Origin of the sequence: Cupriavidus sp. OTU4054, from assembly GCF_038440175.1 — a bacterium.
Lineage (GTDB): Bacteria > Pseudomonadota > Gammaproteobacteria > Burkholderiales > Burkholderiaceae > Cupriavidus > Cupriavidus pauculus_D.
The window spans coordinates 84,495-106,196 of sequence record NZ_JASATF010000012.1 but is presented as its reverse complement, the minus strand read 5'-3'; the positions used below and the strand labels follow the sequence as shown (position 1 = coordinate 106,196).

The window sequence follows — 21,702 nt, the reverse complement described above, 5'->3', positions numbered from 1 at the left end:
AGGGCCGCTCAAGGGCCGCCGCCGCGCGTCTCAGCGCGCGGCGAACGATGGAATGGCGTCGAGCAGTTGCCGCGTATAAGGATGCGCCGGCGCCGTCCAGATCTGCTCGCGGTCACCGCTCTCCACCACCTGTCCGTCCTTCATGACCAGCACTCTGTCCGCGATATAGCGAACCACGCCAAGGTCGTGCGAGATGAACAGGCACGCCAGGCCGTATTCCGCCTGCAGGTCGGCAATCAGATTCAGCACCTGCGCCTGCACCGAGACATCGAGCGCGGACACGGGCTCGTCGCATACGAGCAGCCGTGGCTGCACGATCAATGCGCGTGCAATGCCGATGCGCTGCCGCTGGCCGCCCGAGAACTCGTGCGGGTACCGCCGCAGTACCGAGGCCGGCAAACCCACGCGCTCGATCATCGCGTGCACACGGTCGCGTCGCACGCGGGCATCCGACACGCCGTGGATGCGTAGCGCATCCTCCAGCAACGCGCCAACGGTCTTGCGCGGATTGAGCGAGCCGTACGGATCCTGGAACACGAGCTGCATCGCACCGCGCCACGGACGCAGCCTGCGCCGCGAGATCGCCGCGATATCCGTGCCGTCGAAAACGATTCGCCCGCCATCATGGTCGGAGAGACGGAGAATCGCGCGGGCGAGCGTCGACTTGCCGCACCCCGATTCCCCCACGAGCCCCACCGTTTCGCCGGCGGCGATCGAGAACGACACATCGCGCACCGCATGCGCGGCATGGCGGCCCGTGCGATGGACGACATCGAGGCCCTCTACGCGGATCAGCGGCGCGGCGGCTTCCGCCCGCGGCGTGGGCTGACGGGGCACCGGCTGCACGAGCCGGAACGACGCCGCCGTGCCGTCCGCGCGACGATCGACGCGCAGCTCCGGCAAACGCGCCCGCCGATAATGCGGTGCCTCGCCGCGCGCATGCACGCCGCTCAGCGATGCGCCGAGCAGCGCGCGGGAATAGTCGTGTCGCGGTGCATCGAACAATGCGCGTGCCGGCTGCTCCTCCACCTTGCGGCCATCGTGCATCACCGCCACGCGATCGGCCCAGCGCGAGACCACACCGAGGTCGTGCGTAATCAGCAGCACGCTCATCGAGAGTTCGCGGCGCAGCGAATCGAGCAATGCCAGAATCTGCGCCTGCACGGTGACGTCGAGCGCCGTCGTCGGTTCGTCCGCCACAAGCAGCCGCGGCGAGCAGGCGATGGCCATCGCGATCATCACGCGCTGCCGCTGTCCGCCCGACAGCTGATGCGGGTAGGCATGAAAGCGCCGCTGCGGCTCCGGAATACGCACCAGGTCGAGCAGCTCCACGGCGCGCGCGATGGCCGCCTGCGCCGGCAAGGGGCGATGCAGGCGCAGCGCTTCGACGACCTGCTCCCCGACCGTATGCACCGGGTTCAGCGACGTCATCGGTTCCTGAAAGATCATCGAGACGACATTGCCGCGTACCGCGGTGATCTCTCGCTCGGGCAATGCCAGCAGATCGCGGCCGTCGAGCAGAATGCGCCCATCGACGCGCGCGGATGGCGACAACAGCCGGAGAATGGCCAGTGCGGTCGTCGATTTGCCACAGCCGGACTCGCCGACGAGCGCAACGGTTTCGGCCTCGCCGACGTCGAGGTCGAGCGATGCCACGGCGGGGCGCTCGGCGCCCGGATAGTTCACGGTCAGCCCGCGTAGCGACAGCAATAGTTGCGTCATGATCGGTGCTCCTTGTCTTGCATCCTATCGAGCGCCGCGCGGATCGAACGCCGCCGCGAGCCCGTCGCCGATCAGGTTGAGGGCCAGCACCGTGATCACGATCGCCATGCCCGGCAGCACGCAGACGTACCAGTCGGTGCGCAACACCTCGCGGCCCGCGCCGACCATGTTGCCCCAGCTCGCCACATTCGGATCGCCAAGCCCGAGAAAGGCCAGGCTCGACTCGGTCAGGATCGCGGTCGCGACCATCAGCGATGCCGATACCAGCACCGGCGTCAGCACGTTGGGCAAGATGTCGTGCGCGATGATGCGCGCATCGCTCGCGCCGAGCGCCTCGCTGGCGAGCACCATGTCGCCATGCCGCAGCCGCAATACCTCCGCGCGTACCAGCCGCGCGAGCGCGGGCCATGAGGTAATGCCGATGGCAAGCGCAATCTTCCCGATCGACGGTTGCGCCACCGCGACGATGGCCAGCGCGAACAGGAACGACGGAATGGTCTGGAAGAACGTGGTCACGACACCGAACGCGCGATCGATGCGGCCGTTGAAGTCGTTGCCGTAGTAACCCGCGGCAATGCCACCCGCCACACCGAGCACGACGGCAATCGCCGTGGACACCGCGGCGATCGTCAGCGATGCGCGCGCCCCGTGGAAAAGGCCGGCAAGAATGTCGCGCCCGAGCATGTCGGAGCCCAGCGGATACGCGGCGTCGCGTCCCGGCCAGAGCAGCGGCTCGGTCGCCATGTCGAGCGGATCGCCCGGAAACAGCCAGCCGGCGGTGACGGCGGCGGCCACGACCGCGAGCAGCAGCACGGTGCCGACCCACGCGCTCGGGGAACTCAGCAGCCGGCGCAGCGCACCGTGCCGGCGCGCCGTCACTGGCGCGAGCGGCTCGGCCAGATCGGCGGCCGCGACATCGATCAGCGATGCCGCGTCGCCGCGCAACGATGGAGATGACGAAGACATGAACGACTCCCCGAACTCAATGCGGCAAACGGATGCGCGGATCCACGCGCGCATAGACCGCATCCACGATCCAGTTGACGACGATCACGACCACCGAGCTGCACAGCAGGATGCCCAGCAGCAGGTTGTAGTCGCGTTGATAGAGCGCGTCGAACGCCGTGCGTCCGAGCCCGGGCCACGAGAAGACCGTCTCGACGATCACCGCGCCGCCGATCACGGAGCTCGCCTGCACGCCGATCATCGTGATCAGCGGCAGCAGCGCATTGCGCAGGACGTGACGCGTGAGCACGCGCGGTGCCGGCGCGCCCTTGGCCACGGCCGTCCGCACGAAGTCCTGGCGCCGGACCTCGATCATGCTGGCGCGCATCAGCCGCACATACACGGCCATATAGAACAACCCCAGCGTGATCGCGGGCAGGACCAGATGCTGCCCGACGTCGAGCGCGTAGCGCCAGCCCGTGTAGCCCGATTCGACCGTGAACATGCCGCCGACGGGCAGCCAGTCCAGCCAGACCGAGAACACGAGCACGAGCATCAGCCCAATCCAGAACAGCGGTGTGGCAAAGCACAGCAGCGCGGCGGCGGAGATGGCGGTATCGAGCAGCCGACCCGCGCGGCCCGCCGCCAGCACCCCGAGGCCCGCACCGACGACCACCGCGAACGCGATGCTGGCGCCCATCAACAGCAGCGTGGCGGGCAGCCGTTGCGCGATCAGGTCGAACACGGGCATGCCCTGGCGATGCGAGTAGCCGAGGTCGAGTTGCGCGAGATGCCAGAGGTATTTGTACAGCTGCACCCACAACGGCTGGTCGAGGCCGAACTGCGCGCGCAGCGCGGCGAGGTACTCGGGCGTGGCGGCACCCGCTTCGCCCGCAAGCACCTGCGCCGCGTCGCCGGGCGCCAGCCGCAGCAGGAAGAAGTTCACCACCGCGATGCCGAGCACCACGCCAGCCAGTTGCGCGAGGCGCCGCGCAAGCCTGTCCAGGGAATACCGATTACTTGCCAGCATCGGCGCGTGCCACCGTCGCGCTCGCACCCGGCGGCTGCGCGAACCATGCGTTCTTCAGCGATGCGTAGATCTGATCCACGCCGCTGACCGTGTCGCGCAGCGACGACGATTGCACGGTGAAGAAGCGCAGTTCGAGCAGCGGCACGGACGGCAGGTCGTTCTGCACGACGGTCTGGAAGCGCTTGAACAGTTCCACGCGCTCGGGCTGGCTAGGCGAGCCCTGTGCCTCGTCGATCAGCTTGTTGGCCTCCTCACCACGGTAGCCGGAACCATTCGACCACGGAATGTTCTTGCCCACGGTGTCGGCGCGATAGGCGCGCGTCACCCCGACGAGCGGATCCGCGAAGCCGGCGAACCACACCACCGCGAGATCGAAGTCGCGATCGCCGTAGACGCGCCTGGTATACGTCGGCGTGTCCTGCGTGCGCACATTCACGTCGATGCCGACCCGCTTGAGCGCCTGCTTGATGTACTCGGCGCTACGCTTGTAGTCGTCGCCATACGGCAGATAGTCGATCTGGATCTTGAGCCGGTTGCCATCGGCGCCACGCTTGAGCCCCGCCGCATCGAGCAGCGCCTCGGCCTTGGCCGGGTCATAGGCGTACTTCGGCACCGCCGGGTTGAAGAACTGCGTGAGTGTCGACACGACCGGGCTGACCGCCGGCTTGCCAAAACCGAACCAGACGACCTTGTTCAGCGCGTTGAGATCGATCGCATGGGCGAGCGCCTGGCGCACGCGCACATCCTTGAAGTACGGGCGATCGAGGTTCACGTCCATGAACAGCCACGGCGAAATCCAGTCGTAGCCGCGCGTCTCCAGCTTCAGCGACGGCAGCTGGGCCAGACGCTGCGCATCCTTGAGCGGCACCGGATTGAACGGTGCGTACTGCGCCTCGCCCTTTTCCAGCGCGGCGGCACGCGCGCTTGCGTCGGGAATGACCTTGAATACGATCTTGTCGAGGTACGGCTTGCCCTTGTCCCAGTAGTTCGGATTGCGCTCGAGCACGATGTAGTTGCCCTTGCTCCATTCCTTGAACACGAACGGGCCGGTACCCACCGGCTTGTTGTTGTACGGGTTGTTGAGGATGTCGGTGCCTTCGTACAGATGCTTCGGCAGTACCTGCGCGCCATTGCTGTTGAGCGAACTCAGCACCGCCAGCGACGGCTCGGAGAAGTGCAGGACGACCGTGAGCGGATCCGGTGTATCCACCTGCGTGACCTTGCCGAACAGAATCTGGTTGCGCGGATGCAGCTTCTTCCAGACGTTCTCGAGCGTCCATTTGACGTCGGCCGACGTGAACGGCTTGCCGTCGTGCCACTTGACGTTGGGCCGCAGATGGAACGTCAGCGTCTTCGAATCCTTCGAGATGTCCCAGCGCTCGGCCAGGGCCGGCTTGAGCTTGAAGTCGTTGTCGTACTCGACAAGGCCGTCGAACACGTTGGCGCTGAAGAAGCCCGTCGGGGCGGCCGAATTGAGCGCGGACGTCAGGATGACCGGTTCGGGCTGGATGATCGTGGTCAGCGTGCCGCCGGTGCGCGGGGTTTCCGCCGCCGGCGCGGCGGAGGCATGCGGACTCGAAAGCAGCGCCAGGGTGGCGGGCAGCAGGAGCGTCCGGACAAATTTCTGGAACATGACAAGGGCGGGAAAGAGATGGGTCACCCAATATAGGGACCCGTCGGGCACGCGCGAACGAACGTTTACGCATGCCGATATGCGCCGGCCGCCCATATCCAACCGCGAATTCCTTCGTTCTGCGCGGCTCGCCCCGCGGCGTATGGTGCGGAGCATTGCCCATCCCAAACAACAGGGAGACGAGTCCATGACACAGAACCTCACCCAGATCGAACTCGACGTACGCCCCGTTTCGGGACGCATCGGCGCCGAAGTCCGCGGCGTGCGCCTTGACGGCGACCTGCCGGGTGCGACGTTCGACGCCATCCGCGCGGCACTGCTGCGCCACAAGGTGCTGTTTTTCCGCGAGCAGGGGCATCTCGACGATGCCACGCAGGAAGCGTTCGGCTCGCTGTTCGGCCCGCCCGTCCCGCATCCGACGGTGCCCGTGCGCGCGGGCACGCAGTATCTGCTCGAGCTGGATTCGCAACACGGGGGTGGCCGCGCGAACTCGTGGCATACGGATGTCACGTTCGATCTCGCCTATCCGCAGGTGTCGGTGCTGCGCGCGGTGGAGGTGCCCACTTACGGCGGCGATACGGTATGGGCCAACACCGCGGCGGCATACGAGGAGCTCCCGCCGCCGCTGCGCGAGCTTGCCGACAAGCTCTGGGCCCTGCACACCAACGACTACGACTACGCGGGCTCGCGCGTGTTGCCACACGGCCCGGATGCGCAGCATTATCGCGACGTGTTCACGCGCACCGTCTACGAGACCGAGCATCCGGTCGTGCGCGTCCATCCGGAAACCGGCGAGCGCACGCTCGTGCTCGGGCATTTCGTGAAGCGCCTGCTTGGCTATTCCGCCAGCGACTCCGCGCATCTGATCTCGGTCCTGCAGAGCCATGTCCATCGGCTCGAGAACACCGTGCGGTGGCGCTGGCAGGCCGGCGACGTGGCCATCTGGGACAACCGCGCAACGCAGCACTACGCGATCAACGATTATGGCGACACGCGCCGTATCGTGCGCCGCGTGACCATCGCGGGCGATGTGCCGGTGAGCGTGGACGGCGAACGCAGCCGCGCCATCAAGCCCGCGCGCGACGGCGGCAACCTCGCGGCGGCGGACACGCGCAAGGCTGCCTGATCCATCGACACCGTCGATCATCAGAAGCTAAATTCGCCATTTTGGCTTTGGCGAAGTGTCGTTTAGGCTGTCCCCATCGTTCAAACAGAGCTGCGTTGCCGGCCCGCATCCGCCAGCACACGCCGCCACGAGGAGACCGCCTTGACTTCTTCCCATTCCGCTTCCGCCCATTCCGACGTAGTATCCGATATGCCGCTGCCCGCCCGGCGACGCTTCCTGCGGGCCGGCGCGGCCGCGTTTGCCACCGCGCTGGCCGGCACCGGCTGCGCGAGCCGCCCTGCAGCGAGTACCGCCCAGACGGGTACCTCGGATCCAGCCTCCATGCGCGCGACCCGCATTCGTTCCTCCGCCAGCGACGGCGTCGAGCTTGCCGTCTTCGAGACCGGCAACCCCAACGGCCGTCCCGTCATCTTCATCCACGGCTTCGCGCAGAGTCATGAAAGCTGGGTAAAGCAGATGTCCGCGCCGGAACTCCAGCATCTGCGCCTGATCGCGTTCGACCTGCGCGGCCATGGCGACTCCGGCAAGCCACTCGTCAAGGAGGCCTATCACGACAACGTACGCTGGGCCGAGGACGTCCGATCGGTGATCCGCGCAACGGGCGCGCGAAAACCTGCCATCGTCACGTGGTCCTATGGCGGCCGCGTGGTCAACGATTATCTGACCGCATTCGGCGATGGAGAAATCGGCAGCCTGAACTACGTGGCCGCGACGTCGACGAGCGCGCCGTTCGGGCAAGGACGTTCCGCGCGGCTGATGGTGCCAATGATGTCCGACGATGCGATGGAAGCGGAGAAAGGCACCGAAGCGTTCCTGCGCGCATGTTTCGCGCGCCCACCGAGCGCGGCGGAACTCGCACAGATGGAACGCTTCAACGCCAAGACGCCCGTCGCCGTGCGCAAGCTGCTGGCCGGACGGCCCGCGGCGTACGACAACACGCTACGCGCGGTTCGCGTGCCGATGCTCGTCACGCACGGCCGCGAGGATCAGATCTCCGCGGTGGCGATGAGCGAGTACACGCACAAGCTCGTACCGCATTCGACGCTCTCGATCTACGAAGCCATCGGCCACGGCACGTTCTACGAGGACCCCGCGCGCTTCAACGCGGAGTTGCTGGCGCTGATGGCGAAGCAGGCCGCGTAGGCTCCGGCTCCCACTTAATTACCCCATGACACCGCGATATCGCCGTTGACGAACGTCTGGCAGGCCATGCGGTAGCCGTCCGCGAGGTCCTGTTCCGACAGATGCTTGCGTTCCTTCGGCTTGACCGCGTCGGTATTCGCGAGGCCCGTCTCGATCTTGCAGCGGCACGTGCCGCAGATGCCGCCGCCGCACTTGAAAGGTATGCCGCCCTGCTCGCGCAGCGAGATGCGCAGCAGGTTGCTGTTGCTCGGCGCGGTCACGGTCTTGCCCGCGTTGGTCACGAACGTCACCTCGACGGTCGTGCGTTCCGCGGGCGTTGCGGCGGGCGTTGCGGCGGGGGTCGCCTCGGTGGCGGGCGCGGTGCCCAGCGTGTCCTGTGTCATAGTTTCTTCAGCGAAAGGTCCATCGTCCCGAACTTGGCAAGGCCCTGGAGCGCCGCGCGCGCGGCGTCCAGCGTGTCGAACCGTTCGAGAAACTTCGATGGCACCAGGTTGATCGTTTCGGCCTCGCGCCCGGCGGACTCGTCGATCACGCGCACCTTCACCGGCTGGTGAAGTTCGGCGATCACGAAGCTCGCGGTGGCGCGGCCATAGAACACGTAGTCATAGGTTTCCAGCGGCCGGATGTCGTCGAGCGAGCCTTCCATGGGCTCGGTGCGAAACTGGCCCGGCTTGCTGGTGAGGATGACGTACATCATGCCGGCATCTCTTCCTGGCACAACTCGATGTCGTGCGTCAGCCAGATCTGGCAGGCCAGCCGAAAGCCCTGCTCGATACGCTCGCCGAGTTGCTTCTTCTCCTTCCAGTTCGGGGGCGGCAGATGCTCGGCACCGGCCAGCACCTTGCACGCGCACTTCGAGCACTTGCCCATGCCGCATTCGTATCGCAGGTTCGGATACGGAAACTGCTTGATACCGGCGCGCACGACCAGATTCGTTTCGGGCTTTACCTCGTCCGTGAAGACTTGGCCGTTCTTGTGAAAGACAACTTTCGGCATATAGGTTCCAACGTGTAGCGGTCAGTGCCAGATAACCATCGCGCAGATCGTCGACACGACGAGCCCCGCGATCACCGGCAACAACAGTGCGCGCACGGCCTCGAGTACCGGCACTCGCGCAAAACCGGCCACGGCGATCAGCGACGACCACGCGATGAGCGTGCCGCCACCGGTCCATACCGCGCCCATCTGTCCCACGGCGGCGAGCGTCGCGGAGTCGAAGCCGACCACCGGACCGAGCGCGCCGGCCAGCGTGCCCGTCAGCGGCAGGCCGGCGAAGCCGGAGCCGTCGATGCCCGTGATCATGCCGACCAGCAGCACGCCGAAGGCCACGAGCACGTGGTTGTCGGGAATCATGTGCTGGTAGGCCTGGATCAATTCGAACAGCAGGCTCGGTGCCTTGCCGGCATCCACGCCCAGGATCTGCGCGGCGGTCTCGCCCGCGCCGACAAAGAAGAAGCCCGCGATCGGCAGCACCGAACCCATCGCCTTGAACGCGAACACGAAGCCGTCCGTGATGTGTTCGGGGCAAACGTCGAGCATGCGGCGCGGACCCTCGGCGGCCAGCGTGGCCAGCATCATCAGCACGGCCGCGACGCCGCCGACCAGCGCGGCAGCCGCGCCGCCCTTGAGGTCGGGCATCCCGCTGGCCACCTTCGGCAGCACCATCAGCGAGACCACGCACACGAACGCCAGCGGTGTCAGCACCGCGAAGAACTTGGACCACTTGATGCGGCGCTGCTCCACCATGGCAAGACTGCGTTCGATATTGGCGTCGGTGACGAGGGGCTCGTCGTGCGACGTGCCGCGCGCGATCTCGGCCTTGTCGAACGTACCCGTGCCTTCCACCTCCGGATCGATGCCGTTTGCCTTGGCCTGCCACCGGTCGAGCAGCGCGCCGCTGGCCGGAACGATATGACGGCGCATGGACAGGTACGCCAGCGCCAGCGCGATAAAGCCCGTAATGATCGACAGCACGAGCGCGCGGTCCGCGACCACGGCCGCGCTGACGGCCGCACCGGCCGCCTTGGCGCTGATACCGGGCGCCACGCCGATGACGTAGTCCGACGATAGCGCCATGCCCTGCCCGGCGATCGCAATGGCCATGGCCCCCGCGAGCGGCGGCAGGCCCGCGGCAATCGCCGCCGGCAGCAGAATCGCCGAGACCAGCGGCACCGCCGGCGTCGGCCAGAAGAACAGCGAGATCACATAGGTAATGCCCGCGAGGATGAAGTACGCGCTATGCCCGTTCTTCATGATCACGCGGAAGGGCTCGACCATCCGGATATCCGATCGCAATGTCTTGAGCGCATTGAGCAGCGCGGTCATGAACGCGATCACCAGGAAGATGTTGAACAACTCTTTCGCCGCCACGAGGCTCGCGCCGAAGATGCCGCCGAGCGCTTCGACGGGATTGCCGGTAATGGCCAGGATGACGCAGAAGGTGCCGACGATCGACGGCACCACGACGTTGGCGCGCAGGATCATGGTCAGCACGATGACCACGACGCCCAATAGATATACCCAATGGGCAATGCCGATCTCTACCGTTGGTTGCATGAGGCTCCCCTGATGTGGGGCCCTTGTGGGGGCAGGTTTGATGAGTGATTGAATTTCCGTTTCGTATACTATATTCCGACGCAAACGAAACACAAGTGAAAACCGGCAAGGTTAGGGAAACTCCGTGCCGTCACCCCTATGTAGTGCCAGAAACCGCACCACTGCACGGTTTCAGCGCATCCCGCACCGTTATCGACTGCGCGCGCCCTGCGCCATGCCCCAAAAACTCCGCTAGCAATTTCTTTGGCAATGTGTAGACTGTATACCGAATTGCAGCCCCCAACGGTCACGACAGCCCACTCATGCTCCATATCACCGACGAACAGATCGACCGCCATGTCAGCGCGGCGGATGCGCAGGCCGCCATGCTCGAAGCGTTCCGCAGCTTCGGCCAGCATCGCGCGGCCATGCAGGAGCGCATCCGCACCGAGGCCGGCGGCGTCAAGTTGTCCACGCTGGGCGCGGTCATTCCGGATCAGCAGGTGGCGGGCGCCAAGGTGTATACGACGATCGCGGGTCAGTTCTCTTTCGTGATCCTGCTGTTCTCCACCGTCAGTGGCGCGCCGCTCGCATCGTTCGATGCCGGTGCGATCACCCGGCTGCGCACCGCGGCGTGCACGGTACTGGCGGCGCAGCGGCTCGCGCGCCCCGACGCGCAAACGCTCGCGCTGTTCGGCGCGGGCACGCAGGGTGTGCAGCACGCGCTGCAGCTGTCGGCGGCGCTGCCGCTGGAACGCATCCTGATCAGCGACCCGCATGCCGACGCCTCCGTGGCGGAACGTCTGACCGCGCAGTGCGGGATCCCGGCCACGTTCGCCACGCCCGAAACGTGCGTGGCCGAGGCCGATGTCGTGGTGACCGCCTCGCGCTCGACCACACCGCTGTTCGCCGGCGCGTCGCTGCGCCGGGGCGCGTTCGTCGCGGCCATCGGCTCGAGCCTGCCGCATACGCGCGAGCTCGACGACACGGCATTGGCGCGCGCCGCCGCGGTGGTCGTCGAATGGCGGCCGCAATCGCTGCGCGAAGCGGGTGACCTCGTGCTGGCCGATCCGTCCGTGCTGCCCGATCACAAGATCGTCGAGCTCGGCGATGTGTTGCTGGACCGGCACACCGTTCGGCATAGCGCGGACGACATCGTCATCTACAAATCCGTCGGCGTCGGCCTCGAGGACATAGCCCTCGCCGGCGTTGCCTACCAGCGGATCACCGCAGCCCGGGAAGCCCGGGCCGCATGACTCGCACCCAAACCCCTCCCCTTCTTCATTCCATCCCAGTCAAGGAGCCCACAAAATGGCAGAACTGATGAACCGCGAAGACTTCCGCGCCGCCCTCGAGAACGCGATCAAGGGCAAGAGCGCCAACCAGGCACCGTTCAGCAAGGCATGGGCCGGCGGCACGCTGACGCGCGAGCATCTGGCGCGCTGGGCGGAGAACCACTATCACTACGTGGGCCCGTTCGCCGACTACCTCGCCTATATCTACGCGCGCACGCCGGACCACATGACCGAGGCCAAGGACTTCCTGCTGGCCAACATGTACGAAGAGGAAATCGGTGGCGACCGCCACACCGACCTGCTGGTCCGTTTTGCCGAAGCCTGCGGCACCACGCGCGAGCGCGTCGTGGACCCGGACAACATGTCGCCGACCACGCGCGGGCTGCAAAGCTGGTGCTATGCCGTGGCGATGCGTGAAGACCCGGTCGTCGCGGTCGCCGGCCTCGTCGTCGGCCTGGAATCGCAGGTGCCGTCGATCTATCGCAAGCAGACTCCGACGCTGCGCGAGAAGTACGGCTTCACGGACGAGGAAGTGGAATTCTTCGACCTGCATATCGTGTCCGACGAAATCCATGGCGAGCGCGGCTACCAGATCGTCCTCGAGCATGCCAACACGCCCGAACTGCAGGCCCGCTGCCTGAAGATCTGCGAGATCGGCGCGCAGATGCGACTGCTGTACACGACCGCGCTCTTCTACGACTACGTCGAGACCAAGCCGGCCGCGATCGCCGCCTGATGCACGGGGCCACGACGATGACGGACACGTACCGCAACTACATCGACGGCGAATGGTGCGACAGCGTGAGCGGTCGCCTGTTCGACAACATCAACCCGGCCGACACGCGCGAGATCGTCAGCCGCCATGCGGCGTCCGACGCGCGTGACGCGGAGGCGGCCGTCGCGGCGGCGGCCGCCGCGTTCCCGGGCTGGCGCAAGACGCCGATCGGCAAGCGCGCGAAGATCCTCAACGATGCCGCGGCCTGGCTCGAAGCCAATGCCGATGCCTTCGCGGCGGAACTCACGCGCGAGGAAGGCAAGGCACTGAACCTGGCGCGCGACGAGATCGTGCGTTCGGCGCAGACGCTGCGCTTCTATGCGGTGGAAGGCCAGACCTACTCGGGCGAGACCTTCCCTCAGGACGATCCGGACATGGTCGTCTACACGCAGCGCGAGCCGCTGGGCGTGGTCACCGTCATCTCGCCGTGGAACTTCCCGGTGTCGATTCCCGCGCGCAAGATCGCGCCGGCGCTCATCGCGGGCAACACCGTCGTGTTCAAGCCGTCGTCGGATGCGCCCCTCTCCGGCCTGCGGCTGGCCGAGGCGTTCGTCAAGGCCGGCATTCCGCGCGGCGTGCTGAACTTCCTGACCGGCAGCGCGGGAGAAGTGGGCGAGACCATCGTCGCATCGCCGGCCATTCGCGCGGTGTCGTTCACGGGATCGACGTCGGCGGGCGAGCAGATCCATCGCGCGGTATCGATGACCACGCGCACGCAGATGGAGCTTGGCGGCAAGAACCCGCTGATCGTGATGGAGGACGCCGATCTCGACCAGGCCGTCGATCTCGCGGTCAAGGGTGGCCTGTCGCTGTCCGGCCAGGCATGCACGGGCACGAGCCGCATCATCGTGATGGCTGCGGTGAAGCAGGCTTTCACCGAGAAGCTCGTGGCGCGCGTCAAATCGCTCAAGATCGGCAGCGGCATGCAGTCCGGCATGGACCTCGGCCCGCTGGCCACGCGCAAGCAGCGCGAGACCGTGCTCGGCTATATCGAGATCGGCAAGGGTGAAGCCACGCTGCTGACGGGCGGCAACGCGCTGACCGATGGCGATTTCGCGCACGGCTACTACGTGGCCCCGACGGTCTTTACCGACGTGACGATGTCCATGCGTATCGCGCGCGAGGAGATCTTCGGGCCGGTGCTCGCGATCATCGAGGCGACCAGCTACGCCGATGCGATGGCCAAGGCCAACGACACCGAGTACGGATTGTCCGCGGCGATCGCCACGCGCAATCCGCGATATGCGCACGACTTCGCCAACGATATCGAGTCGGGCACCGTCAAGATCAACCGCACGACCACGGGCAACCTCGTCAACGCGCCGTTCGGCGGGCTCAAGCGGTCGAGCACGGCGACATTCCGCGAATCCGGCCGCGCCGGCATCGAGTTCTATACCCAGATCAAGACGATCTACCGCGGCTGTTAAATCCATCTGCAAGGAGTCTGTATTCATGAAGGCAAGCATCAAGCTCGAACTGCGCGAGGCCCGCGTCATGGTCGAGGCGGCCGTCGCCAAGGCCAGGGAGATCGGCGTGCTGGAGTCCATCTGCATCGTCGATGACGGCGGCTATCCGCTGCTGCTCGAACGCATGGACGGCGCGCGCATCACGGGTCCGCAGATCGCATGGAACAAGGCGTTCACCGCGGCCGGCCACAAGCGCTCGACGCATCTGTTCAATACGGCCCCCAACGGTCCCGCGCTGCCCGGCAACGAGGCGTTCGGCATTCAGTGGAGCTTCGAAGGCAAGTTCGCCGTATTCGTCGGCGGCTTTCCGGTGGTCGTCAACGGCGAGGTGATCGGCGGCGTCGGCCTCTCGGGCGGCAACGGCGAGCAGGACACCGCATGCGGCGTGGCCGCGCTGGAAGCATTGCGCGATCTGCTGGCGGGCGAGGACCTGCAGGTGCTCGCGCAGGCGGACATCAAGAAGTAAGCAGGCAGGAGGGCCACCAGTCATGTCCTATCGCATTCATGTCATCGAGACCCAGGCCACGTTCGACGTGAACGACGGCGAGACGGTACTCGACGGCGCATTGCGCGCGGGGGTGTGCCTCGCGCACGAATGCACGTTCGGCGGTTGCGGCACGTGCCGCGTACAGGTCGTCGAAGGCGCGGTCGCGTACGAGGAGTTCCCGATGGCGCTGACCGAGGAAGAGGCGGCCACCGGCGCGGCACTCGCCTGCCAGGCGCGGCCCACCGCGGACCTCGTGCTCAGCGTGGCGCGCGCGGGCGACGTGGACATTCCCGCGCAGCGCGTCACGGCGACCGTGCGCGAACTAGGCTGGCTCGGCCCCGAGGTCGCGCATCTGCGCCTGGCGCTGCCGGACGACGTGTCGTTCCAGTACGCGCCGGGCCAGTATATGAAGATCCTGCTCGACGACGGCACCCATCGCAGCTTCTCCATGGCATCGGCGCCGCGCGGCAACGACGTGGACTTCCACGTGCGGCGCATCGCCGGCGGCCGCTTCACGGCGACGCGCCTGCCGACGCTGCAGCCCGGCGACCGGCTCGAGGTGGAAGTGCCGCATGGCAACTTCAGCCTGCGCAAGGAAGATTACCGGCCGCTGCTGATGATCGCTACCGGCACGGGGCTCGCGCCGATCAAGAGCATGCTCGAGTCGTTGATGGACGACCCCGATTGTCCGCCGGTCTCGCTGTACTGGGGCGCGCGGTCGATGGAGGATCTGTATCTGCACCACGAGATTGCCGCGTGGGGCGAGCGTCTCTACGATTTCCAGTACGTGCCGGTACTCTCGCGCGCCGGCGACGACTGGCAGGGACGGCGCGGCCATGTGCAGGACGCGGTGTGCCAGGATCATGGGGATCTGTCCGAGCATGCGATCTACCTGTGCGGCTCGCCGAACATGATTCGCGATGCGCGGCAGACGTTCGCGGCGATGGGCGCGCAGTCACCCTTTGTCTACGCCGATGGCTTCACGTTCCAGCATGCCTGACATCCGTCCAAGCTAGATCTGGAAGGCGGCTGCGATGTTGACCGTATACAATAGCGGCATTCACGCCGCCTTCCATGATCATGAACGACGCCTCCGCGGGCCTGCCCCGTTCCACGACGCCGGACCTTCCGGTAGCCAGCCTTGGCGCGCAGCACTCGCCGCTGTTCGCGCTGGTGACCGACACGCTGCGCCAGCGCATTCTCGGCGGCCAGTATGAGCAGGGCGAACGGCTCGTCGAGAACACGCTGTCCCAGGAGCTCGGCGTCTCCCGCATCCCGGTGCGGGAAGCGTTACGCGCGCTTGCCGCCGAAGGACTGGTCAAGATCGAGCCCCGGCGCGGCGCCTCGGTGGCGCGTCTCTCCCCCAATATCGCGCGCGAGATGGTGGAAGTGCGCGCCACGCTCGAGGGTCTCAATGCCAAGCTTGCGGCACAACGCCGCGATCCGGCCCTGATCGCCGAGATCGAAAAGGTGCTGGAAGAAGGGAATGCCGCCGTCAACAGCGGCCAGACCGAGCGCTTCGTCGAACTGAACTCGCGCTTCCATGAGGTGCTGGGCAACATCGCCGCCAACAGCGTGCTGCAGGACATGATGCGCTCGCTGCGCGAACGCACGGCGCTGCTGTTCGCGCCGGCCAACCTGAGCCGCGCGCGCATCAACTGGGACGAGCACGCCCAGATCCTCCAGGCCGTCATCGCCGGCGATGCCGACCTCGCTTCACTGCTGGCCACGCGCCACGTCTACAGCGCCGCCAAGGCCGTCGAGGCCATGAACATCGACGGCGAACCGCCTCGCGGCTGACCCGCGCCGATACCGGCACCGAGGCCGACCCCGTGCCCCATGGGCGACCACGCCCATGTCACACCTTGGTGCACCGCACCAATATAGTGTATACTGTAGGCTGATTTCGAACCACAGTAGGGAATACGACCATGTCGTCCAAGCAATACCCGGAGGCCGCTTACTTCAACCGTCCGGTCGGCGCGCAACTGCTGCGCCACTACGCACGCCGCAATGCCGTGCGCCATGCCACGCCGCTGCTGCCGTCCTTCGCCGATATCGCGAAGATGCTGGCATGGGTGCCGGCCCTCTTCGAACGCAAGCCCGGCACCGCGCGTCAGCACTGACGTTGACCGCATGGCGGAACAACGCGGCGTGATTGACCGGCAATCGCACACCGCGTTCGCGCCCGCGTCCGGAATTCGTGGTTTGTCCCGACATTGACGGCAAGACCGGCCGTCATAATGGTGCCGCCCTCGCCCAAACGAGCGGCATCACAGAAAGACATCGGAGACAAACTTGAGTATCAAGACTGACGCGCTGCGCCCGCCGCGCGCGCTGCGCACCCGTATCTCGAAACTGGCTGGCATCCTCACCGCCGTGCTGACGGCCGGCATCGTGGCCGCACCGGCCGCGCACGCCGCGGAGGCATGGCCCGCCAAGCCCATCAAGGTCATCGTGCCCTATACGCCGGGCGGTTCCACCGACACGGTTTCGCGCGTGGTGTTCGAGAAGGTGGCGCAAAGCCTTGGCCAGCCGATCATCATCGAGAACAAGCCCGGGGCGAACAGCACGCTCGGCGTTGGCGTGGCCGCGCGTGCGACGCCCGATGGCTATACGTTCGTCTCGATCCTCGCGGCCTACAGCGCGAACATGTCGCTGTACTCGAAGCTCAGCTACAAGCCCTCGGACCTCGTGCCCGTCGCGGAGATGGCCGAATTGCCGCTGTTCCTGTTCGCGAGCAAGAAGGTACCGGCGAAGACCGTCGGCGAACTGGTGGCCTATGGCAGGAAGCACCCGGACACGCTCACGTTCGGTTCGAGCGGCATCGGCAGTTCGGCGCACCTGACCGGCGAGCGTCTGGCCATGGAATCGAAGGTCAAGATGACCCACGTGCCGTACAACGGTAGCGCGCCCATCCTGCCGGCATTGGTGTCCGGCGAGGTGTCGGTCGCGTTCGACCCGCTGCTCGTGCCGATGCCGCATGTGAAATCCGGCAAGATCAACGTGCTGGCGGTGGCGTCGGCCAAGCGCTGGCCGGGCGAGCCGAATATTCCGACGATGGAGGAGGCAGGCTTTCCCGGCTTCCTCATGAGCTCGTGGACGGGCCTGCTGGCGCCGGCCGGCACACCGCAGCCGATCGTCGATCGCATGGCGAAGGAGATCGCCGCGGCCACCGCGAGCCCCGACGTCGCGAAGAAGCTGACCGACCTCGGTTTCGTGCCCGTCGGCGGCACGTCCGAGGAGTTTCGCAAGCTGATCGAGCGCGATACCGTGCGCTATGCCGAGATCGTCAAGGCGGGGAAGATCTCGCTCGACTGACCCCGGACCGGGGAGACGGAGGCTCGTGTGGGCCGCTCACCGCCCGGTTTTGTCACGAAAACAAGCCATGCTCGCAAGGGCATGGCTTTTTTCATGTGCAAGACGCGTTAGAGTATCGGCGAGAATATTGCCGGGGCAGGCACAGGCGTTAGAGGGCCGTAGTCGATGAGTTTCCTGAATTTTCTGAAGCGGAGAAAGAAAAAGGCGCGGGGGCGCACGCCCGGCGCCGCCCCCGCATCCGTGCCGGGACCGGCCACGCGGCCGGCCGACACGCGTCCGGTGCCGCCGATCGTCAGCATGCCGAAGAGCGCATACGACCGCGTCTATGCGGAAGTCATGGCCAACGTGGAAGGCCTGTCGCAGGACGACGTGGCCGAGCTGCTCCTGCTGGTCAAGGAGAGCGGCAGCGATGGACTGAACCTCGGCGGCTATTTCACGCGCGGCTACGAGCGTTTCTTCAAGAATCGCGCGTGGCGCTGGCGGGAATATGACGAGTGGCGCGAGACCTTCGAGAAGCTCGCCGCGTTTCCGTCGAACTGGACGGACATCAACTACGTCCCCACCCCGGCGAACCGGCCCACGCATACGCGGCTGCTCGACCTCGACGTGGTGGAGCTCCAGCATTACCTGACGGAAACGGGCGTGGCGTTCGATGCATCGCTGCAGAAGACGCAGCTCGCTTCCATGGCCGAACACACGGAGGGGCTCAAGACCTCGAAGCTGTGGACGCGTCTGCTGAAGAAGGAAGACGAGGCGGTGCAGGAAGCGATCGCGCGGCGGCCCAAGGTCCTCTACGACCTGCTGATGCGAACCATCGCCTATCGCGCGAAGAGCATCCGCGATCTCGAGCGCGCGCAGGCGCTCGGCATCCGCAAGCACGAAGTGATGCTCGTTTTCGAAGCCGACCGGCGCTTCGTCGATCTCGCGCGCAAGAAGAATCCCGACGCCGTGCCGCCGTACTACCCAAACGATTTCACGCAGTTGCGGCCCATCCTCGGGAACGACTTCGAGAACGACTGACCCATGGGACAGCGGGCATCGAAGCAGACGCTGCGGCCGCGCAAGGCACCCACGCAGGTGCGTGCCGAGGAAACGGTCGCGGCCATCGTGGAAGCGGCCGCGCAGGTCCTGGAGCTGCATGGCTTCGAAGGCTTCAACACGAATGCGGTGGCACAGCGCGCCGGTGTCAGCATCGGTTCGCTCTATCAGTATTTCCCGGGCAAGGATGCGCTAACGGTCGCGCTGATCCGGCGCGAGTCGCGCGCGTTCCATGACGACATGGCCGCCGCGCTCGGCATGCGCAGCGGCAAGGCCGCGCTCGAGTACCTGATTCGCGCGTGCGCGCGGCAGCAGCTTCAACGGCCACGTCTCGCGCGGCTGCTCGATATCGAAGAAGGACGCCCCGCGATTCAGGGCGAGGTGTCCAAGGCGGAGATCGAGCAGCTGGTGCTGAGCATCGTCCGGCGCGCGGCGCCGGCACATCCCCAACCGGACGTCGCGGCGGGCGACCTGCTCGCCATGATCCGCGGCATGGTCGATGCCGCGGGCGAACGCGGCGAACGCGATATCGAGAATCTGGAGGCTCGGCTGCGCGCCGCCGTCTTCGGCTATCTGGCTCGCTCGAAAATGTGAGCAGCCGACACCCGGCGCATCCGCGAACGCGCCGGAAACGCATGACAGGTGAGCGATTTCGGCCCGGCCGGATCCGCCTGCCCATGCGAGTACGAAATATGAGCAATTGCTTATATTCTGACGTCATCGTGCAGCGACGGCATCCCGCCGCCGCGCCGTACCTAGCGCACACTTGCCAAGAGCCATCACGATGACCGACATCATGCACACCATGAAGCTCAACCACCTGAGCTTCCCTTCCGCCGACACGGCCGCGACGGCCCGGTTCTTCGAACGCTATCTCGGCTTCCGCATCGCGGGCCGCTGGGAAGAGTCCTACATCATCAAGCGACAGGGCTTCGACGTGGTCATCGAACACGTCAGCGATGTTCGCCCCGAGTGGCCGCGCAATTTCCACGCGGGCTTCGAACTGCCCACGCTCGAAGCCGTGCAGGAACTCTATGCAAGATTCCGGAGCGAGGGCGTCCAGCTGGAGACCGACATCTTCAACAACGGCCGCGGCTCCCGCTTCTTCTGCCGCGAACCGGGCGGCGTGATGTTCGAGCTGAACACGCGATCGGACGCGGCACCCGAGTATCAGGGGACGTTCGACGAGTAAAGGTCAGTCACCGCGTGCGGCGGCCGCCACGATCTCATCCCAAGGCGTGGGCGAAGGAAAGGCTTCGGACAGGAACGCCACGAACGCCTTGACGTTCGGATTGCCGCGTCGGCTTTCGGGCCATAGCGCGGTAATCGGAAACCGGTCCTGCGTGAACGCGTGCAGCACGGGCACGAGCTCGCCGCGCCTGACGTGACTGGCCGCGACGTACGTGGCCGAGAGGCCGATGCCGCCCCCCGCGGCCAGCGCCGCGACCACGGCATCGCTGACGTCCATGACCAGGCCGGCGTTCGGCCGGAAGTCCGCGATGCGGTCGGCCATGCGAAAGGGCCAGGCCGCTTCCTGCCCGGTGCGCTGGTAGCGGAAATTCACGCACTCGTGATGCATGAGATCTTCGGGGCCGGCAGGCGTGCCGCGTCGCGCGAGATAGTCCGGGGAGGCGAACAGGCCGATGCGGTGCGGGGCCAGGTGCCGGGAGATCAGTCGCGAGTCGCCCGGGTCGCCCACGCGAACCGCGACGTCGATGCTTTCCTCGACGAGGTCGACATACTGGTCGCCAAGCCGGAGGTCCACCGCGACTTTCGGGTATCGCGCGCGAAAGGCCGGCAGCGCGGGCGCGAGGATATTCACGCCGATGGGCAGCGCCGCGGCGATCTTGATCGTGCCGGAAGGTTCGGCGCGCGCGGCCACCACGGCCTGCTCGATCTCTTCCGCGTCGCGCAGCAGACGCTGCGCGCGCTCGAGCAGATCGCGGCCTTCCGCGGTCAGCGTGAGCGACCGGGTCGTGCGGTTGAACAGGCGCAGACCGAAATTCTGCTCCAGACGCTGGATGCTCTTGCTTACCGCGGATGGCGATACCGCGAGCGAGCGTGCGGCGGCCGTATAGCTGCCGAGCGACGCCGCGCGGGCGAAGGCTAGCAGTCCGGTCAGACGTTCGATGCCAATTTGTTCCATGACGGCACTATTAAAGCGAATGTGAACCGCATTTTCAAGCAAGGCGCTGCAATCTACGATGCTTTCCAACGACGCCGCACCGGCGTCCAACCGGAAACCCAGGAGAACAGCGATGAACATCGTCAACACTTCGCAGGCCCAGAACGTACCGCAGCGCCTCGATGGCAAGCGTGCGGTGATCTTCGGCGGCACGTCCGGCATCGGCCTGTCAGCGGCCCTGCAGGCCAAGGCGCTCGGCGCCAGCGTGATCATCATCGGACGCGACGCGGCCGCCGCGCGGCAACTGGCGGAAGAACACGGTTTCGAAGGCTGGCGCGCGCTCGACGTGAAGTCGGGTGCGGAGATAGAGCAAGCGCTTGCTGACATTACGCACGTGGACCACCTCGTGCTGCTGGCCGGCACGTTCGTGGGCGGAAAGATTCGCGAAGCCGAGGTGGGCCATCTGCGGGGCGCCTTCGACGAACGTATCTGGGCATCGGTCCACGCCATCCGCGCGCTGGGTGACCGCCTCGACCAGAACGGCTCGGTGACGTTTATCTCGGGGGTCCTCGCGGACCGCCCCAGCGCATACGGCACCGCCGTCCTTGCCGCCGCGTCCGCCGCGATGGAAGCCTTCGCACGGGGCCTGGCCCTGGAGCTCGCGCCGGTGCGCGTCAACACGCTGTCCCCGGGCCCGATCGACACGCCGCTGCTGGCCCGCACCCTCGGTACAGGCCGCGACGCCTATGTCGATGCCCTGAAGCAGCAACTCCCGCTGCATCGCCTCGGCACCGCCGAAGAAGCCGCCGCCGGCGTGGTCTTCCTGATGACCAACGGCTTCATGAACGGCACCACCCTGCATGTCGATGGCGGGGCGGCACTGGTCTGACCCAGCGGGCCGGCATCGTACCGGCTCGCGCGATTTTTGCATCCAACCTCACATTCTTGTCCTATACAAACGTATAGGCGGATCAAGCCAGAACGTTGGATGCGACAAGCCATCGTCGGATGGTTTCCGCGCGCCCCGTGGCATACCTTGCCATGGTGGCGAATGTTCCGTC

Annotated in this window: 23 protein-coding genes; 14 read left to right on the top strand and 9 right to left on the bottom strand. The window is 66.2% G+C overall.

From position 1 onward, the window contains the following. Window positions 1–30 precede the first annotated feature (30 nt). The 4 genes from AAHB16_RS15995 to AAHB16_RS15980 are packed head-to-tail and all read right to left on the bottom strand — an operon-like array spanning window position 31 to window position 5,330. Complete coding sequence (locus tag AAHB16_RS15995) at window positions 31–1,722, bottom strand: ABC transporter ATP-binding protein (RefSeq protein WP_150375466.1); 1,692 nt, start codon at window positions 1,720–1,722, stop codon at window positions 31–33. A 24-nt stretch (window positions 1,723–1,746) separates the two neighbouring features. Beyond that, a complete protein-coding gene (locus AAHB16_RS15990; RefSeq protein ID WP_150375468.1) occupies window positions 1,747–2,688 on the bottom strand; it encodes an ABC transporter permease in 942 nt (313 codons plus the stop codon). 16 nt (window positions 2,689–2,704) lie between these two features. After that, entirely contained in the window at window positions 2,705–3,697 is a 993-nt protein-coding gene (locus AAHB16_RS15985; protein WP_150375470.1) for an ABC transporter permease, read from the bottom strand. Next, window positions 3,684–5,330: an ABC transporter substrate-binding protein gene (locus tag AAHB16_RS15980; protein ID WP_342051437.1), complete on the bottom strand. Its 1,647-nt coding sequence runs from the start codon at window positions 5,328–5,330 to the stop codon at window positions 3,684–3,686. The genes AAHB16_RS15985 and AAHB16_RS15980 overlap by 14 nt, the downstream gene beginning before the upstream one ends. 187 nt (window positions 5,331–5,517) lie before the next feature. Here AAHB16_RS15980 and AAHB16_RS15975 point away from each other — a divergent pair, with 187 nt between their 5' ends. Continuing rightward, window positions 5,518–6,456: a TauD/TfdA dioxygenase family protein gene (locus AAHB16_RS15975; RefSeq protein WP_342051436.1), complete on the top strand. Its 939-nt coding sequence runs from the start codon at window positions 5,518–5,520 to the stop codon at window positions 6,454–6,456. A 141-nt stretch (window positions 6,457–6,597) separates the two neighbouring features. Next, a complete protein-coding gene (locus AAHB16_RS15970) occupies window positions 6,598–7,599 on the top strand; it encodes an alpha/beta fold hydrolase (RefSeq protein ID WP_342051435.1) in 1,002 nt (333 codons plus the stop codon). A 14-nt stretch (window positions 7,600–7,613) separates the two neighbouring features. On the opposite strand, the gene AAHB16_RS15965 is transcribed toward AAHB16_RS15970, so the two are convergent. From AAHB16_RS15965 to AAHB16_RS15950, 4 genes are all read right to left on the bottom strand, one after another. Continuing rightward, window positions 7,614–7,889, bottom strand: coding sequence for a 2Fe-2S iron-sulfur cluster-binding protein (locus AAHB16_RS15965; protein ID WP_223851798.1), 276 nt, complete (start codon window positions 7,887–7,889; stop codon window positions 7,614–7,616). 89 nt (window positions 7,890–7,978) lie between these two features. Further along, entirely contained in the window at window positions 7,979–8,293 is a 315-nt protein-coding gene (locus AAHB16_RS15960; protein ID WP_342051476.1) for a ferredoxin, read from the bottom strand. Then, complete coding sequence (locus tag AAHB16_RS15955) at window positions 8,293–8,595, bottom strand: 2Fe-2S iron-sulfur cluster-binding protein (RefSeq protein ID WP_150375480.1); 303 nt, start codon at window positions 8,593–8,595, stop codon at window positions 8,293–8,295. The genes AAHB16_RS15960 and AAHB16_RS15955 overlap by 1 nt, the downstream gene beginning before the upstream one ends. A gap of 21 nt (window positions 8,596–8,616) precedes the next feature. Then, entirely contained in the window at window positions 8,617–10,155 is a 1,539-nt protein-coding gene (locus AAHB16_RS15950) for a hypothetical protein (RefSeq protein WP_150375482.1), read from the bottom strand. Window positions 10,156–10,457: 302 nt separating this feature from the next. Here AAHB16_RS15950 and AAHB16_RS15945 point away from each other — a divergent pair, with 302 nt between their 5' ends. The 11 genes from AAHB16_RS15945 to AAHB16_RS15895 all read left to right on the top strand — a co-directional run bounded on the left by AAHB16_RS15945 (window position 10,458) and on the right by AAHB16_RS15895 (window position 19,708). Then, complete coding sequence (locus AAHB16_RS15945; protein WP_342051434.1) at window positions 10,458–11,390, top strand: ornithine cyclodeaminase family protein; 933 nt, start codon at window positions 10,458–10,460, stop codon at window positions 11,388–11,390. 55 nt (window positions 11,391–11,445) lie between these two features. Beyond that, the gene (locus AAHB16_RS15940; protein WP_150375486.1) at window positions 11,446–12,165 is read left to right on the top strand and encodes a TenA family transcriptional regulator; all 720 of its coding nucleotides are present in this window, start codon (window positions 11,446–11,448) and stop codon (window positions 12,163–12,165) included. A 17-nt stretch (window positions 12,166–12,182) separates the two neighbouring features. Then, complete coding sequence (locus tag AAHB16_RS15935; protein WP_342051433.1) at window positions 12,183–13,631, top strand: aldehyde dehydrogenase family protein; 1,449 nt, start codon at window positions 12,183–12,185, stop codon at window positions 13,629–13,631. A 25-nt stretch (window positions 13,632–13,656) separates the two neighbouring features. Beyond that, entirely contained in the window at window positions 13,657–14,136 is a 480-nt protein-coding gene (locus tag AAHB16_RS15930; RefSeq protein ID WP_150375488.1) for a GlcG/HbpS family heme-binding protein, read from the top strand. 22 nt (window positions 14,137–14,158) lie between these two features. Further along, window positions 14,159–15,157: a 2Fe-2S iron-sulfur cluster-binding protein gene (locus AAHB16_RS15925; RefSeq protein WP_342051432.1), complete on the top strand. Its 999-nt coding sequence runs from the start codon at window positions 14,159–14,161 to the stop codon at window positions 15,155–15,157. An 80-nt stretch (window positions 15,158–15,237) separates the two neighbouring features. Beyond that, entirely contained in the window at window positions 15,238–15,957 is a 720-nt protein-coding gene (locus AAHB16_RS15920; RefSeq protein ID WP_150375492.1) for a GntR family transcriptional regulator, read from the top strand. Window positions 15,958–16,088: 131 nt separating this feature from the next. Continuing rightward, entirely contained in the window at window positions 16,089–16,283 is a 195-nt protein-coding gene (locus AAHB16_RS15915) for a hypothetical protein (protein ID WP_150375494.1), read from the top strand. A 232-nt stretch (window positions 16,284–16,515) separates the two neighbouring features. Beyond that, the gene (locus AAHB16_RS15910; protein WP_342051475.1) at window positions 16,516–17,478 is read left to right on the top strand and encodes a Bug family tripartite tricarboxylate transporter substrate binding protein; all 963 of its coding nucleotides are present in this window, start codon (window positions 16,516–16,518) and stop codon (window positions 17,476–17,478) included. Window positions 17,479–17,643: 165 nt separating this feature from the next. Then, the gene (locus AAHB16_RS15905) at window positions 17,644–18,498 is read left to right on the top strand and encodes a hypothetical protein (RefSeq protein WP_342051431.1); all 855 of its coding nucleotides are present in this window, start codon (window positions 17,644–17,646) and stop codon (window positions 18,496–18,498) included. 3 nt (window positions 18,499–18,501) lie between these two features. Continuing rightward, window positions 18,502–19,110, top strand: coding sequence for a TetR/AcrR family transcriptional regulator (locus AAHB16_RS15900; RefSeq protein ID WP_342051430.1), 609 nt, complete (start codon window positions 18,502–18,504; stop codon window positions 19,108–19,110). A gap of 190 nt (window positions 19,111–19,300) precedes the next feature. Beyond that, window positions 19,301–19,708 (top strand): VOC family protein, encoded by a 408-nt coding sequence (locus tag AAHB16_RS15895; RefSeq protein ID WP_342051429.1) that lies wholly within the window; start codon window positions 19,301–19,303, stop codon window positions 19,706–19,708. Between the two features lie 3 nt (window positions 19,709–19,711). Here AAHB16_RS15895 and AAHB16_RS15890 read toward each other — a convergent pair whose 3' ends face one another. Then, the gene (locus AAHB16_RS15890) at window positions 19,712–20,662 is read right to left on the bottom strand and encodes a LysR family transcriptional regulator (RefSeq protein WP_150375500.1); all 951 of its coding nucleotides are present in this window, start codon (window positions 20,660–20,662) and stop codon (window positions 19,712–19,714) included. Window positions 20,663–20,774: 112 nt separating this feature from the next. Between AAHB16_RS15890 and AAHB16_RS15885 the strand changes: the two genes are divergently transcribed. After that, window positions 20,775–21,530 (top strand): SDR family oxidoreductase, encoded by a 756-nt coding sequence (locus AAHB16_RS15885; RefSeq protein ID WP_342051428.1) that lies wholly within the window; start codon window positions 20,775–20,777, stop codon window positions 21,528–21,530. Window positions 21,531–21,702 lie beyond the last annotated feature (172 nt).